Origin of the sequence: Nocardia sp. NBC_01499, assembly GCF_045040275.1 — a bacterium.
GTDB lineage: Bacteria > Actinomycetota > Actinomycetes > Mycobacteriales > Mycobacteriaceae > Nocardia.
The window spans coordinates 637,224-652,805 of record NZ_CP109426.1 but is presented as its reverse complement, the minus strand read 5'-3'; the positions used below and the strand labels follow the sequence as shown (position 1 = coordinate 652,805).

General features: G+C 66.9%; 14 protein-coding genes. 6 read left to right on the top strand and 8 right to left on the bottom strand.

The window, feature by feature from the left end; genetic code table 11:
* The first annotated feature begins 70 nt into the window (after positions 1 to 70).
* Together OG203_RS03015 and OG203_RS03010 are read left to right on the top strand one after the other, a co-directional pair.
* A complete protein-coding gene (locus OG203_RS03015; RefSeq protein ID WP_405164106.1) occupies positions 71 to 871 on the top strand; it encodes an amidase family protein in 801 nt (266 codons plus the stop codon).
* Positions 868 to 2,256 (top strand): MFS transporter, encoded by a 1,389-nt coding sequence (locus OG203_RS03010; protein WP_405164105.1) that lies wholly within the window; start codon positions 868 to 870, stop codon positions 2,254 to 2,256. Before OG203_RS03015 ends, OG203_RS03010 begins: the two co-directional genes overlap by 4 nt.
* 29 nt (positions 2,257 to 2,285) lie before the next feature.
* Here the strand turns inward: OG203_RS03010 and OG203_RS03005 are convergent, their stop codons facing one another.
* Entirely contained in the window at positions 2,286 to 2,735 is a 450-nt protein-coding gene (locus tag OG203_RS03005) for an ASCH domain-containing protein (RefSeq protein WP_405164104.1), read from the bottom strand.
* A 126-nt stretch (positions 2,736 to 2,861) separates the two neighbouring features.
* Between OG203_RS03005 and OG203_RS03000 the strand changes: the two genes are divergently transcribed.
* Entirely contained in the window at positions 2,862 to 3,761 is a 900-nt protein-coding gene (locus tag OG203_RS03000) for a LysR family transcriptional regulator (RefSeq protein ID WP_405164103.1), read from the top strand.
* Here the strand turns inward: OG203_RS03000 and OG203_RS02995 are convergent.
* The 4 genes from OG203_RS02995 to mgrA form a co-directional block, all read right to left on the bottom strand.
* Entirely contained in the window at positions 3,758 to 4,489 is a 732-nt protein-coding gene (locus OG203_RS02995) for an SDR family NAD(P)-dependent oxidoreductase (protein ID WP_405164102.1), read from the bottom strand. The genes OG203_RS03000 and OG203_RS02995 overlap by 4 nt on opposite strands.
* Before the next feature lie 51 nt (positions 4,490 to 4,540).
* Positions 4,541 to 5,326 carry an SDR family oxidoreductase gene (locus OG203_RS02990; protein ID WP_405164101.1) on the bottom strand — a complete coding sequence of 262 codons (786 nt, stop codon included), beginning with the start codon at positions 5,324 to 5,326 and terminating at the stop codon, positions 4,541 to 4,543.
* A gap of 185 nt (positions 5,327 to 5,511) precedes the next feature.
* Positions 5,512 to 7,059, bottom strand: a complete 1,548-nt coding sequence (locus OG203_RS02985; protein WP_405164100.1) for a sugar porter family MFS transporter — start codon at positions 7,057 to 7,059, stop codon at positions 5,512 to 5,514.
* A 174-nt stretch (positions 7,060 to 7,233) separates the two neighbouring features.
* Positions 7,234 to 8,277, bottom strand: coding sequence for an L-glyceraldehyde 3-phosphate reductase (mgrA, locus tag OG203_RS02980; RefSeq protein ID WP_405164099.1), 1,044 nt, complete (start codon positions 8,275 to 8,277; stop codon positions 7,234 to 7,236).
* 328 nt (positions 8,278 to 8,605) lie between these two features.
* Here mgrA and OG203_RS02975 point away from each other — a divergent pair, with 328 nt between their 5' ends.
* Together OG203_RS02975 and OG203_RS02970 are read left to right on the top strand one after the other, a co-directional pair.
* On the top strand, positions 8,606 to 9,565 hold the full coding sequence (locus tag OG203_RS02975) for a M64 family metallopeptidase (RefSeq protein ID WP_405164098.1): 960 nt from the start codon (positions 8,606 to 8,608) through the stop codon (positions 9,563 to 9,565).
* 212 nt (positions 9,566 to 9,777) lie between these two features.
* A complete protein-coding gene (locus OG203_RS02970; protein WP_405164097.1) occupies positions 9,778 to 11,619 on the top strand; it encodes a Xaa-Pro dipeptidyl-peptidase in 1,842 nt (613 codons plus the stop codon).
* Between the two features lie 61 nt (positions 11,620 to 11,680).
* On the opposite strand, the gene OG203_RS02965 is transcribed toward OG203_RS02970, so the two are convergent.
* Entirely contained in the window at positions 11,681 to 12,646 is a 966-nt protein-coding gene (locus OG203_RS02965; protein ID WP_405164096.1) for an alpha/beta hydrolase, read from the bottom strand.
* A gap of 166 nt (positions 12,647 to 12,812) precedes the next feature.
* Positions 12,813 to 13,826: a GlxA family transcriptional regulator gene (locus OG203_RS02960; RefSeq protein ID WP_405164095.1), complete on the bottom strand. Its 1,014-nt coding sequence runs from the start codon at positions 13,824 to 13,826 to the stop codon at positions 12,813 to 12,815.
* A 78-nt stretch (positions 13,827 to 13,904) separates the two neighbouring features.
* Between OG203_RS02960 and OG203_RS02955 the strand changes: the two genes are divergently transcribed.
* Entirely contained in the window at positions 13,905 to 14,519 is a 615-nt protein-coding gene (locus OG203_RS02955; RefSeq protein ID WP_405164094.1) for a TetR/AcrR family transcriptional regulator, read from the top strand.
* Positions 14,520 to 14,545: 26 nt separating this feature from the next.
* Here the strand turns inward: OG203_RS02955 and OG203_RS02950 are convergent, their stop codons facing one another.
* On the bottom strand, positions 14,546 to 15,433 hold the full coding sequence (locus OG203_RS02950; RefSeq protein ID WP_405164093.1) for a helix-turn-helix domain-containing protein: 888 nt from the start codon (positions 15,431 to 15,433) through the stop codon (positions 14,546 to 14,548).
* Between the last annotated feature and the right edge of the window lie 149 nt (positions 15,434 to 15,582).

The window sequence follows — 15,582 nt, the reverse complement described above, 5'->3', positions numbered from 1 at the left end:
TCCTCTAGTTGACCTCAACCCGGGTTGAACAGGCAAGGTAAGCCTTAGCTTCAATTCAGGAGGTCGAGACGTGTCAGCCGAGCCGTATTCCATCGCCGCAGCCGCCCGCGCTTTACGCGCGGGGGAGACGGCCAGCGTCGCGCTGATCGAGTCCGCGATCGCGCGGGCCGATCGGTACGACGGCGAGTTGGGTGTCTATCTCGCCCGGTTCGACGAAGCCGCCAGGCGGCAGGCTCGGCGCGCCGACGAGGAGCGCGCGAGTGGAATCGATCATGGTGTGTTGCACGGTATTCCGGTCGCGGTGAAGGACACCATCGCGGTCGTCGACGGGGACACCACCGCGCAGTGTGCCGCGCTGTTGACGGTTATCGCGGGTCCGTATCCCAGCGATCCGGATAGTGTCGCCGCCCCTTCGATCGGCGAGTTCCAGGCCGACCTGACCGGACTGCGCATCGGAGTGGTGCGCGAAGCGCACTTCCCGGCAGGCTCCGATCCCGCACTAGGCGATGTATTCGACTGTGCGATAGGTGTTCTCGTGGCCTGCGGTGCTGATGTCGACGAGGTCGTCCTACCGTACTGGCAAACGATTACGGCGACGATGGTGAGCGCGACCAGCGAGGGGCTCGCCTACCACAACTGCCCGGGCCTACCGGGCGGTGGTAGCGGCATGAGTGAACCGTTGGGCACCATCCGTACCCTGCTCGGTGCTGCCGGATTGCCCGCGAGCGCGGCCGAAATGGCCGGTCTGGCAACAACTTACCCGGCGTTTCGCGCCTCGATCGACGCACTCTATGCCGTGCCCGCCGCGCGCTACGTCGATCGCGCGACGCGGTTCCACGCGGCGGCGCGACTCGCGGGGTGGGACCGATGAGCGTGTACACGACGGCGGTGACCAGGGCGCGTGGCCGCATCGGGCGGTGGGAGCCGCGGCGACTGGTGCTGGTCTTGGCCTGCGTCGGATCGTTCTCGGTCGTCCTGGACGCCACCATCGTTTCGGTCACCCTGCCCGACCTGCGCGCCGACCTCGGGTTCTCGCCCGCCGCGCTGCCGTGGGCGGTCAACGCCTACACCCTCGCCTTCGCGGGGTGCCTGCTTTTCGGCGGACGCTGCGCGGACGTGTTCGGTCGACGCCGGATCATGCTCATCGGAATGGGGTTGTTCACCGTGGCCAGGGTGGCCGTCGGACTCGCCGAGTCACCGGCGTTCCTGTTGATCGCGCGGGCGGCGCAGGGTGTCGGCGGCGCACTGCTGATGCCGGTGACATTGTCCATGCTGACAACCACTTTCGTGGAACCATCGACCCGCGCCCGCGCGCTGGCGATGTGGAGCGCGGTGGGTGCCGCGGGGGCCGCGAGTGGACCGGTGATCGGTGGGCTGCTCACCCAGCTGGTCGGGTGGCGCTTGGTGTTCTTCGTACTCGCACCGCTGGGCGTTGCAGGCATGGTCGGCGCGTTTCTCGTACTGCCACCGCGACTTTCGGGAACGTCTCGCGCGCGCCTGGACATAGTAGGCGCGTTGCTGGTCACCACGGGCATAACCGGTGTGGTGCTGGCGATCATGCGCTCGGCGGCCGTTGGCTGGGCCGACGGCATGGTCCTCGGTGCGCTACTCGGCGGGTTCGCGCTGATCGGAATCTTCGGTGTCCACCAAACCTATTGGGCGGCGGATCCGATACTTCCACTCGATATCTTCCGGATACGCTCGGTGAGTAGCGCGAACGCGGTGATGTTTCTGGTCGGCGCGGGTTTCCTCGCCAGCCCGGTACTGCTGTCGCTGTATTTGCAAGACGTGCACGGTTATTCGCCGATGCTGGCCGGTGTCGGGTACCTGCCGGTCGGCGTGGCGATGATCGCCGGATCACGATCAGCAGGGTGGCTGACCGTCCGACTTGGCGTCCGCACCGCCACCATGCTGTGCTGCGCGATCAGCACAACCGGCCTGACCTGGACCGCCGCCTGCATCGCCCTCGACGCGTCATACTTCTGGACAGTCCTGATATCCGGTGCGATCCTCGGATACGGCACGGCCGCCGCTTTCACGCCGATCACCGTAGCCGCCACCGACGGAGTATCCGCCGAACGCAGCGGCCTGGCCGCCGGTGTCCTCAACACCGTCCGCCAAACCAGCGGTGCGGTAGGCCTAGCGGCACTGAGCGCGGTCTCTCTGGCCGCTGGCTACGCGGCAAGCTTCACCGCGTGCGCCGTCTGTCTCGCCGCCGCCAGCCTCGTCGCGATGGTCACCATGCCTCGGCGATGAGGGCCAAAGCAGCACGGCGGCACTGGAATTCAAGCAATGCTTGGCGCAAGTAGGCGGAAACGTTGGAGTACAACGATGGTCTCGTCGTCCACGGTAAACGTGTCGTCGTCCAGCGCCCGCCGCATTTCCGCACTGTGCCAGTACTTCTCGTGGACCGCTCGCCACTCGGCGAGGGTGGTGAGCCCCTCGCCCTCGTCGATGGCGTGCGCGAGGTCGACCTGCGCGAGTCGGACCACTCGAACGTCCGTCACCTCGATCACCGCGACCCGACGATCCGCCGAGTCCACCACCGCCGCACGCGAACCGACCTCGGGCAGTGGGTCGCCGCAGTGCTCGTAGTCGGCGAGTACTCCGGTCGTGGCGGTTTTCGAACCGTCGAGTATCGCGGCGACGAGCTGATCGCGCAGCGGGCCAGGGAATGCGAATTCGGCCTTCGGTAGCGCGTCGGGATCGATGGCCGCGGTGGGGTCGGTCGTCATGCGGCAACCCTATGGCGGGACGTCGGTGATAGCTATGGAGTAAATGCGCCGTCCTCGGTGTTGTAGCGCTTGTTGTTACGGCCATCGCTGCGGGTGCAGCGCGGTCTACCGCAGGAAAGGGATCTGATGAGCCTTCGGCAGTATGAGTACGCGTTGGCCGTTGCGGAGCATGGCTCGGTGACGGCGGCGGCGGAGTTGCTGCGCGTTGCTCAGCCGTCGATGTCGCAGCAGATCCGGGGCCTGGAGCGGGAACTCGGGGTGAAACTGTTCGACCGCACGCCGACCGGACTGGTGCCCACCGCGGTCGGCCACGCGTTCCTGCGCGAGGCGGAGGTCGCGGTGAGCGCGTCGCGGCGGGCGCGGGCGACGGCGCGGGCCGGTGCCGACGAGCTGGTCGGCGAGTTGGTGGTCGCGGCACAGATGGGCTTCGGCACGCGGCAGCTGCCCGGCGCGCTCGGCGCACTGCGTCGCCGCTTCCCTCGGCTGGAGGTCACCGTCTTCGAGGAGCCGAGTTCCGCCGAGCTGGACCGGCTGTGCCGTCGGGGCGTGCTCGACCTCGCGCTGATGGCGGAGTGCGAGGGGACCCCCGACGACGCCCACCACCTCGGCTACGAGGAGTTCGTGGTGGTGCTCGGCGCCGGACATCGGCTGCTCGCCGCGGACCGGGTCGAGCTGCGCGAACTGGCCGGCGAGCCGTGGGTGCGGTTCGATCGCGACAGCGCGCTCGATCGTGTGCTGCGAAATGTGCTGCGGGACAACGAGTTGACCCCGGTCACGGCCGCCCGCGTATCCCAGACGGCGACGGCGGCGCGCTGGGCCGCTCAGGGGCTCGGGGTGACGCTGGTCCCGGCCTCCGCGGTGCCGCACGGTTACGAGCACCTCGTTCGCCCGGTGTCCCCGGCCGTGCCCCAGCCCGTCATCGCCGTGCTCCGGCAGGGCGCGGGCCCGGCGGAGACGGCCCTGCTCGAACTCCTGCGTCAGGAGATCTGGTCCGGGTCCGTCCCCTCGAGCCTGCTCGCCCACTAGACGACGGCACCGCCCGCGTCGACGTGGATCGTGGTGCCGGTGATGTAGCTGGCGCGCGGAGAAGCGAGGAAGTAGATCGCCTCGGCGATCTCGGATCCCTTGGCCGTCCGCTTGATCGCCAAACCCTCGGTCATGCCTTCGTTGCCGTCCGGACCCCATTCGGCAAGCACACCTTCGGTGCGGGTCGGACCGGGCGCGACGCCGTTGACCCGCACGCCACCCTCGGCGAACTCCACCGCCCACGTGCGGGTCAATGCGTCGAGCGCGGCTTTGGACGCGCTGTAGACCGAGGTGCTGGGGAAGCCCTTGAACGCCGCGAGCGAGCTGACATTGACGATGGCGCCCTCGCCCCGCTCGAGCATGTGCGGCACGAGCGCGGCGACCAGGAAGTAGGCACCGCGCACGTTGGTGTCGAAGATCCGTTCGTAGTCCCGCAGGCCCTGATCGACGGTGAGCGCGGTGGGGAAGGTGCCAGCGTTGTTGACGAGGATGTCCACCGGACCGCTCTGGCGGCTCAGTTCGGTGACCGAGTCCAAGTCGGCCAGATCGGCCGGGATGAATCGGACCGTGCCGTCCTCCTGTGCGGCGTCCTCAGCGCTCTTGCCGCGCTGGACGTCGCGGCCGGTGATGATGACTTCGGCACCCGCGCGGGCCAGCAATCGAGCGGCTGCCAGCCCGATGCCGGAGGTGCCGCCGGTGACCAGTGCGGTCTTGCCCTGTAGTTCCATGACGTGTGGCCTTTCGTAATGCCGTGTGGGAGTTCAGGAATGCCGTTGGCGTCAGTTCATGGGGTATTCGCCGCCGTCGAGGATGAGATTGCGCCCGGTCAGCCAGCTCGCTCGGTCGGACAGGAGGAACAGCACCGCGTTGGCGATGTCGTCGGGCTCGCCGTCGCGGCCGAGCGGCGCGGTGGAGTCGGGCTCGCTCGACGCGTCCTGGCTTGGCGTTGCGACCGTGCGCGCCCACAGCTCCCGTGTTTCCTCGCCGCCCGGGGTCGCGGTCTTGCCGGGGGACACGCTGTTGACCCGGATGCCGAAGGGGGCCAGCTCAACGGCCATTCCCCGGCTGTAGTTCTCCAGCGCCGCCTTCGCCGCCTGGTAGTGCAGGAACGGTCCGATCGGGGTGAGGACCGCGGCCGAGGAGATGTGCACGATCTGCCCCGAACGCCGTTCCCGCATCCCGGGTACCAGCAGCGCGTCCAGCCGAACGGACGCAAGGAAATTCAGGTCGAGCGCGTCCTGCCACTCCTCGTCCGGAATGGCCGAGGCGTCCTTGTGCGGTCGCGCCCCACCCACGTTGTGCACCAGGAGGTCCACTCCGCCGAGCACGTCCTGCGCGGCCGCGGCGAGCGACTCCGCGCCGGCGCGTGTCCGTACGTCGGCCGTCACGAACGCGGCGCCCTCCGGCACCGTGCTCGTCGCCGACCTCGCGGTCGTGAGCACCTCGGCGCCCGCGTCGAGGAGCTGGCGAACGATGGCCGCGCCGATGCCGCGCGAACCACCCGTGACCAGAGCCCGCTTTCCCGCGAATTCTCCCTTATTCGAGCCGTTTTCGAGCGTGGTCATCCCACCGGTCCTTTCGGTTGCGTATTCGTCCCTCGACGGCAGAAACAGTGATCTCGTCGAGCTGTTTCACCGTATGTCCGGAAAGGGGACAGCGGCAAAGACGAAAAAGCAGCAGGCGCTATAGGGGATTCCTATGCCACCCCGGTCTTTTCACCGGCGCGGGGCGGTGACCTGGGAGAACCGGCCTAAGGGGCGGTGTTCGCGGAGACGTCTACGCGGCTGCTGATGTTGCCGCGCAAGGGCATGAATGTGCCGTCGCGTAGGGATTGTTCGATGTCTTCGAGTGAATGTCCCTTTGTTTCAGGGACAAAGAAGTATACGAAGGCAAGCGACAGCAGGTTGAACATGGCGTACATGACGAACGCGGGGCCGAGGCCGAGGGTGTCGATGGTGGTGAGGGCGGTCAGGGTGAGGACGAGGTTCGAACCCCACAGGGCGACCGCGTGCAGGCTTGTCGCGCGGTCGCGGATGCTCAGGGGGTAGAGCTCGGAGCCGAGTAGCCAACCGACCGCCTGTAGTCCGGCGGCGTTGCATGCCATGTAAGCCAGCATCAGGGCCAGGGTGAGGAAACGGTTGGGGTGGTCGGTGAGGACGAAGAGGAGGCCGAAGCCGAACAGGAACAGGGTCGCGCCGGGGATCAGCAGGAGCATCAATCGTCGGCGGCCGACCTTGTCGACCAGGCGCTCGCCCACCGCGGTGAAGATCAGGTAGACAGCGGCGATGCCGAGTCCCGACCAGACGACCAGTCCGGTGCTGAAACCCGCCGCGCTGCCGAGGATGGTGTGCGAGTAGTAGATCATCATCTCCAGCCCGGACAGCTGGGTGAACGCCGCGATACCGAGTCCGGCGACCAGTGCGGGACGGGCCCACCGCTGGGTCAGGTTCGTCCAGCCGCCGCGCGAGGCTTTCTGTTCCTGCTGCGAGATCGCCCAGATCTTCAGTGTTTCCTCGACGGCGGCGGTCCGGTTCGGCCGCATCCAGCGCAGCACCACGCGGGCTTTGCCGACGGTCCCGTTGTCGATGAGCCACCGTGGCGTCTCCGGCAGCTGCAGCATCGCCGCCGCAAGCACGAGCGCGGGCACCACCGCGATGCCGATCATCCACCGCCAGTCGTCGCTCGCCTCGACGGTGCTGTTACTGGCCGCGAACACACTGACCAGGTTGGCGAGGAAGATGCCGATGCCGATCGCGATATTGAAGAACGTCACCATCGCGCCCCGGCGGTGCGGCGGCGCGAGTTCCGCGATATAGGTTGGCACGATCTGCGAACATGCGCCGACCGCAAGACCGAGGAAGAGCCGGCAGGCGGTCATCATCCAGGCGTCCACCGCCAGCGCGCAGGCCACGACACCCACCGCGAAAACGCAGGCGATGATAAGAATCGTCTTGCGCCGCCCCAGCGACTTCGACAGCGAACCGCCGACCAGCGCGCCGATCACCGCACCGGCGAGGATCGCCGCGGTCAGGATCTCCTGCCGGGTGTGGTCGATACCCCACTGCGCCGACATCTTGGGTAGCGCGCCGGAGATGATCCCGGTGTCATAGCCGTAGAGCATGCCGCCGAGCGCGGCGAACAACGCCACGATCACGACATTGCGATCGGCGCTCTGGTTCTCGTCCGCCGTCGGCTTCTCCGGCGCGGAAACGACCATCTCGTAGCCGTCGAGGTTGCGACGGCGCAGCCGAGGAATGAAACTCCTCCGTCTGCTTATCGTCGAATTCTCGCTGGGCATCCGACCAGTGGATAGCGCCGGAACTGATAGCGCAAACTCATCGGTCTTGTTTGTGAACAGAATTACTTTCTGGTTTAGCCGGTTGCGTAGTTTTTCGGGTTTACGAGGTTTTCCGAATCCCCGGTCCGCTGAGTGGAACAGACGTGGTAACCCGACGATCTGCGTCGCGACCGGTCAGAGCGTGCCTTGCCGCGCCGACCGCCACAGATCGACTTCGCCGTCGTCGTCGAGCAGGGCGTCGATGTCGGCGAGCTCGCCCGCGCTGAGCTCGAGATTTCCCAGCGCCGCGACGTTCTGCTCCAGCTGGTCGGTGGTGGACGCGCCGACCACCAGCGAGGTGACGCGGTCGTCGCGCAACGCCCAGGCCAGGGCCAGCTGCGCCAGGGTCTGTCCGCGCTTGTCGGCGATCGCGTTGAGCTTGCGCAGTCGATCGATCATGCCGGGGGTGAGCAGTTCGTTCTGGAACGACTTGTCTTGGGCGGCACGCGATTCCGGCGGAACACCGTCGAGGTACTTCGAGGTGAGCAGGCCCTGCGCGAGCGCGGTGAACCCGATGACACCGAATCCTTCCTCGGCGGCGGCGTCGAGCAACCCCTCGGTCTCGATCCAGCGGTTGAGCATCGAGTAGGACGGTTGGTGGATGAGCAGCGGCGTACCGAGATCGCGCAGCAGCCTCGCCATCGTGAGGGAATCCTCAGCGGTATACGAGGAAATCCCGATGTACAACGCTTTCCCTTGGCGGACAGCGGTATTCAGCGCCGCCGCGGTCTCCTCCAGCGGAGTCGTCGGGTCGAATCGGTGCGAGTAGAAGATGTCGACATAGTCCAGCCCGAGCCGGGTCAGCGACTGATCGAGGGAGGCGAGTACGTACTTGCGCGACCCGCCACCCTGCCCGTATGGCCCGGGCCACATGTCCCAACCCGCTTTGGTGGAGACGACGAGTTCGTCGCGATACGACGCGAGCTCCTCGCGCAGAATGCGCCCGGCATTGATCTCGGCCGATCCGTACGGCGGCCCGTAGTTGTTGGCCAGGTCGAAATGGCTGATGCCGAGATCGAAAGCGCGCAGGGCGATTTCGCGCTGCACCTGGTAGGGGCGATCGTCGCCGAAGTTATGCCAGAAGCCGAGCGAGAGCAGCGGAAGATCGAGACCGGATCGACCGGAGCGGCGATAGCGCATCGCACCGTCGTACCTGGTTGGTTCGGGAACATACGTCATGCAAACCTCCTCGTCACCTGTGCCGACTGTTCATAATGCCTCAGCGGTGTTCGGCCTCGATCCTCGCCCACCGTCACCGCGCACCAGCATGCCTGACCCGCCGAGCTGGTTGCTGACAGCACCCCCAAGTGGTTCGGCAATGAATTCGGCGAACCGATCGATGGCCTGATGCCGTTCGTTACGGCGGCGACCCGGTAATCCGTTCCCCAGTTTGGTCCTCAGTCGAGATGGTCGACCAAATGTGGTTCCTTGGTTAGGAATTCGATAGGCCGACGTGCGGCACGCGCCGTCCGTTGTCGAATTCGCGGACCCCTCTAGGAGCCTCGCCATGCCCTTGTTACGACGCATGTTCGCAATCATGCTCGGCGCGTTCATCATTGCCGGAATGTCGGTTGCTGTTGGATCGGCGAGCCCGACCGAGGAGCGGGAGGTGTTCTCGCCGGACGGCACCATCAGCCGCGTTATCACACCCGTTCCCGACGCGTCCCCGGCACCGCGATCGGCCGTGCAGGCCGATGTCGTGCCGATCCAGCAAACCGGACCGTCGAGCCAGCGGTTCGATCTCGTGTTCGTCGGTGACGGATACACCGCCGGTGAGCTCGGCACGTACAAGCAGCACGCGATCAACCGGTGGAACGAGATCACCCAGGTCGAACCGTTCAAGACGTACAAGAACTCCTTCAACGTCTGGGCGGTCAACGTGGTCTCGCAGGAGTCCGGAGTGGACAACGATCCGCGCGGCACCTACCGAAACACCGCCCTGGACATGACCTTCTGGTGCGGCGGCACCGAACGCCTGCTGTGCGTCAACGAGACGAAGGCGTTGCAGTACGCCCGGCTGGCGCCCGAGGCCGATCAGGTGATCGCGCTGGCCAACACCACGAAATACGGTGGCGCGGGCGGCGGAGTCGCGACGTCGTCGGGCGGCAACGCGCAGGCCGGGCAGATCGTGGTGCACGAGCTCGGGCACTCGGTGGGCGGCCTGGCCGACGAGTACGACTACCCGAACGATCGCTACACCGGACGTGAGCCGCGCGAAGCCAACGCGTCGACCTACACCAGCGCGCAGATGCAGCAGAACCGGTCCAAGTGGTACCAGTACCTGGGCAAACAGTCTCCGGACGGCGGCGTGGTCGGCACCTATGAGGGCGCCGTCTACTACAAGCGCGGCGTATACCGGCCGACGGAGAACTCCTTGATGCGGGTGCTCGGGCGGCCGTTCAACCTGATCGGGTTGGACGCGATGAAGACCGCGATCGAGCGTAAGGCCCCGCCGAGTCAGCCCTGATCCCGCTCCGGCTGCCCGGCTCGCTGCTGGGCAGCCGAGGCAATTCCCCTGAGCCAGCAGGTATTTCGAGTCTCGCACGGGAGTGCCTCGTGATGAGCGGTGACAAGGAGAAGGCTATGGCATCAAGACGTCATATGGCATCCAGACGGCAACAGCACAGACGTGATCGGCGAGGGCCGCGAACCCGCGTGGTCCGGGCCGCGGTCAGCTGGATGGCGTTGGCCCTCAGGCGGTTACCGCAACTGGCCATGCTGGTCGTGGCCGCCGCGCTGCTGCTGTCCGGCGCGCCCGCGCTGGCGGCATCGCAGTCCGGGCCGAGCTTCTCCGGCGGCGAGGCACAGCCGGTGTTCAACACGGCCGCTCCTGTCCGCCAAGACCTTTGGGTGCGTGCCCCGGTGGACAGCGACGCGGACGGCAAAGACGACGAGGTGCACGTCCAGGTCGTCCGCCCGGCCGGGGCCACCGGCAAGCTGCCGGTCGTGTACCAGGCGAGCCCGTACTTCTCCGGCGGCAACGACGTCACCAACCACAACGTCGACGTCGAGCTGTACGTGCCGGACGGCGCCGACGCGCGGCTGGCACCGGCCCCGGGTGAACTGCGCGCGCGGGTGGCCGAGGATCTCCGGGTCGCCGGTATCACCCTCGACAAGGGCCAAATCACGTGGCAGTACGAGGATTACTTCCTCGCCCGCGGCTTCGCGGTGATGTACGGCGAGTCGCTCGGCACCGGCACCTCCACCGGCTGCCCGACCTCGGGCGGGCGCAACGAGACCATCGGCGCGCGGGCCCCGATCGACTGGCTCAACGGCCGCGCGAAAGCCCGTGACGCGCAAGGCAAGAACGTCGTGGCCACCTGGGCCAGCGGCAAGGTCGGCATGATGGGCGTGTCCTACAACGGCACGCTGCCCAATGCCGTCGCGTCCACCGGCGTGCCCGGACTCGAGGCCATCGTGCCCATCGCGGCCATCAGCAATTGGTACGACTACTACCGGGCGGGCGGCGCGGTGGTCGCGCCGGGCACCTACCAGGGTGAGGATCTCGACGTGCTGGCCAAGTACGTCTACACCAGGGCCGACAAGAAGATCTGCGCGCCGGTGATCGACAAGGTCGAGCAGGACCAGGATCGCGTGGACGGCAACTACACCGCCTTCTGGAACGAGCGGAACTACGTCAACGACGTGAGCAAGGTGCACGCCGCGGTGCTGGCCGTGCACGGTCTCAACGACTTCAACGTCAAGACCAAGAATGTCGCCCAGTGGTATGCGGCGCTGAAGAAAGCCGGTGTGCCGCACAAGATCTGGCTGCACCAGTTCGGCCACACCGATCCGATCGGCCTGCGCAAGGACGAGTGGCTGCGCACGGTGAACCGGTGGTTCAGCAAGTACCTGCTCGGCCAGAACAACGGTATCGACAAGGAGCCGAAGGCCACTATTCAGCGCGAGGACAAGTCCTGGGTGGACGAGGCGGACTGGCCCGCCCCCGGCACCTCTGGCGCGACCGCGGTGTTCCAGCCGGGCGGCCGTGATGTCGGTGGGCTCGCGCCGACCGGGCCTGGCCGGGTCACCGAGTCCCTCGATGACGACGCGACCAAGCTGGCCGCCGACCTCGTCGCCGCGCCCAGCTCACCGAACCGGCTCGCCTACTTCTCCAAGCCGACCGCGACCTCGTTGCGGATCAGTGGCGCGGTGGACGTCGCGTTCAAGGTGGCTTTCCAGCGTCCGGCCGCGAATGTGACTGCGCTGCTGGTTGATCGGTCTCCCGACGGCAGCTCCAGGATCGTCACCAGGGGCTGGGTCGACCCGCAGAACCGCGACTCGCTCAGCAAGACCAGCCCGATCATTCCGGGTAAGGAGTACGCGGTGAACCTGTGCATGATGCCGCATGATTACGTGCTGGCGCGCGGACACAAACTGGGCGTGGTGGTGTTGTCCAGCGACAACGAATTCACCTTGCGTCCCAAGCCAGGACCCGGCTTCGGCGTGAACCTCGCCGAAACCAAGGTCTCGTTCCCCGTCGTCGGCGGCCAAGCCGCCCTCAACGCGGCGATCGGCTGACCCACCAGAATCCGGTCACGCCCGAAACCCTTGGGCGTGACCGGATTTCGTGGCGTTCGGGTCACTCGGGGTGCAAGGCGGACCGCAACACCGCAACGGCCTGGGCGACAGCGGCTTTCGCGGGTGGGGTGTCGTGCATCGAATTGACCATGACGAAGTCGTGGATGATGCCACCGTAGCGCGTCTGGATCACGGGAACGCCCGCGGCACGCAGCTTGGCCGCGAATGCCTCACCCTCGTCACGCAATACGTCGTTCTCGGCGGTGATGACCAGCGCGGGCGGCAGGCCCGACAGCTGCTCGGTGCTCGCGCGCAGCGGCGACGCGGTGATCTGCGCGCGGTCTTCCTCGCTGGTGGTGTACTGATCCCAGAACCACCGCATCCCGTCGCGAGCCAGGAAGTACCCCTCGGCGAACCGCGCGTAGGACTCGGTGTCGAAGTTGGCGTCGGTCACCGGATAGAACAGCACCTGCTGCGCGAACGAGACGTCGCCGCGCTCCTTGGCCATCAGCGTGAGCGCGATCGCCATGTTGCCGCCGACCGAATCGCCCGCGACCGCGAGACGCGACGGATCGAGGGCCTTCTCGGCGCCCTGGGCGGTGACCCACTGGGCGACGCGGTAGGACTGCTCGTTGGCCACCGGGTAGTGCACGTCGGGCGAGCGGTCGTACTCGGGGAACACCACCGCCGCGTGCGCGCCGACGGCGAGGTCACGGACCAGGCGGTCATGGGTGTGCGCATCGCCGAAAACCCAACCGGCACCGTGGGTGTAGACGATCACGGGCAGCGTCTCGGTGACGCCCTGCGGCCGGACGATCCTGGCGCGCACCGAGCCGGTCGGCCCACCCTCGACGGTGATCCACTCCTCATCGATCGCCGGCTTGTAGATCGGCGAGTCCTGCACCGAATCCACCGCCTTGCGACCCTCCTCCGGGGCCAACTGATAGAGGAACGGAGGCGCCGAGGTCGCGTCGACGAACTCTTGCGCCGCGGGCTCCAGCGAGATTCCGTGCGGGTTTCCGGTCATCGTCGTTCCTTTCGATAGGGGCGTAGAGATGGTGCGGTACAGCTATTTTCGCGAGATCAGGCCAGCTCGGCGAGCGCTTCGGTGATAACGGCGGCGTTGTGCCGCACCCAGTTTCCGATGCGCGACCCACCCGGCGCCCCTCCACACGGGCCGCGAAAGCCCCCGATCAGGACACGGCGGCCGCGATCGGTTCGAACGCGGCGATCGACCCGGTTGAGCGAAAACGCTGCTGATACTTGCGCGGTGAGATGCCGAGCCTGGCCACGAACGCGCGGCGCAACGCCTCGCTGCTGCCGTATCCGGCCGCCATCGCGGCCTCGGTGACGCTGTGCCCCGCGTGCAGCAGATCCCTGGCGACGCCGAAGCGGATGAACGCGACGTACTCGGCGGGGGAGCGTTCCAGCTCGGCGCGGAACAGCCGCGTCAGGTGCCGGACGCTGACCATCGCATGCGCGGCCAATGTCTGGACCGTGTGCGGGAACGACGGGTCCGCGCAGATCAGGTCGACCACCTTGCGCACGAGCGGGCTGCGCGGCGCCGGCCCGCTCAGCGACGCCGAGAACTGTGATTGTCCGCCCGCGCGCTGCATGTACACCACGAGTAGCTGTGCGACCCGGCGCGCCGCGTCGGCGCCGTAATCCTCCTCGACGAGTGCCAGCGCCAGATCGACACCGGCCGCGACACCCGCCGAGCTGTACAGGTTTCCGTCGCGCACAAAGATCGCGTCCGGGTCGACAACGACCGCAGGGTACCGCCGCGCGAGATCCGCCGCGAACTTCCAGTGCGTGGTCGCGCGCCTGCCGTCGAAGAGGCCGAGCTCGGCGAGCACGAAGGCGCCGCTGCAGATCGAGGCCAGCCTGCGCGTGTTCCAGGACAGGTGCCGGACCGCGGCGATCAGCTCGGGGGTCACGAATTTCGCGGGCGGCAGCTCGCTGCCCGGGATCACCACGGTGTCGAAGCGGCCCGCGTCGGCGGCCGCGGCGCCCACCTCGATGCGCGCGCCGATCGAGGTCTGCACGTCGTGGCCGTCGGCCGAGACCAGAACCACCTCGTAGCCGGGCACGGTCTGGTTCGCCTCCACGAAAACCTCTGCCGGGCCGACGAAGTCGAGCATCTTGACGCCGTCGAAGACCAGAATGCCGACCCGTCGGCGGGGCGGCTCTGTGGAGTTAGGGGCCATGTCAACCATTGTTGTGGAGGCATGGCTCCATAACAAGCGGTGTGGGCGATCTCGCATGTCGATTGGTACGGTGAGCCCATGGGACGGCCACGACAGTTCGACGAGTCGGGCCTGCTCGACGCCGCCACCGAGTTGTTCTGGTCGCACGGTTTCGACGACACCTCCGTCGAGGACATCTCGCGCGCGACCGGCGTCGGCAACGGCAGCGTCTACGCCGCGTACGGAAACAAGCAGGGGTTGTTCCTCGCGGCGTTCGAACGGTACTGCGAGCGTCGCGCGCGGTTCGTGCGCGAGGTCGTCGTCGCCGCGCCTGGCTCGGCGCGTGTCGCGGTGCGTGCGCTCCTGCAGGTGATCATCGATGACTGTGCCGCGCAACCGGATCGGCGCGGCTGCCTGATGCTCAACAGCATCGCGCAACTGAGTGGGCGGATCCCCGAGGTCGTCACCGTCAGTACCAGGACGACCGAGGCCATGGAACAGGGTGTTGCCGAACGGCTTTACCCCGCTGCGCGTCTCGGCCTCGGCACGATCGATGACGCTGCGGTGTCGGCGCACAGCGCGAACATTGTGGTGGTGGCCCAGGGTCTGATCCAGTTGAGCCGCTTAGGGATTGCGCGAACGCGGTTGGGTGAAATCGCCGACATCTCCAGCCAGGCGCTGCCGTCGGCGTGGGCCGATCACGTCGTCTGCTGACCGCGTCCAGTCCTTCCCGTCGCCGGTTACAGCTCCTTGGCGACGTCCGCCAGCAGTTGACGCGACCGTTCCGGCGTCAGGGCTTGCACGGCGACCTTGTCCATCACTTCGCGGTAGAGCTGCAGATCCTCTTTGCGATCCAGATAAAGGGCACTGGTGAGCTGTTCGATATAGACGATGTCGGGCAGCTCGGGCTCGGCGAAACGGAGCATGGTGAACGAGCTGCCCGCCGCGGCGTGACCGCCGGCTTCGTAGGGCAGCACCTGGATCGTGACTCCTTGCTTCATCGACATGTCCACCAGATGCTCGATCTGTTCACGCAGGACTTGCTTGCCGCCGATCGGCCGATGCAGCACCGCCTCGTCCAGCACCGCCCATAACCTGGGCCCGTCCTGTATGTCGAGGATCTCCTGGCGCTTGCCACGCAGCTCTACCCGCCGCGCCGCCTCGGCGTTCTGATGGCCGACTTCGATGACCGCGTGGGTGTAGTCCTCGGTTTGCAGCAACCCGGGAACCAGCTGCCCTTCGAACGTTCTGATCGTCTGCGCGGCGCCCTCGAGCCCGAGATAGGTCTCGAACCAGGACGGCAACAGATCGTTGTAGCGGTGCCACCAGCCGGGTTGGTTGGCCTTGCGGGCCAACTCGAGGAACATCTCGCGCTGATCGGGTTCGGTGACGCCGTAGAGGGTCAGCAAATCAAGGATGTCGCGGTCCTTGTAGCCGGTGCGGCCGAGTTCGAGCCGACTGATCTTGGCGTGCGAACCTCGGATGTACTCGCCCGCCTCGATGGGCGTGATGCCTTTCATTTCGCGCAGCTTGCGCAACTGACCACCGACCGCGATGCGCAACGCCGTCGGGCCGCGCTCCGCGACCCGCGAGTCGATACCCCTGATCCGGACCGGTTCCGCGACCATGACCTCTACTCCGCTTCTCGAAGACCTCCGGCGGTATCGCGCCCGTCCCTGTGACGGACCGCACCGCGCCTACCATGATGGTATCGCTGGAATCTTCCAGAACAACCTAACTTGCACCTGAACGTGCAGATGAAACTGCCCGCTGGGTG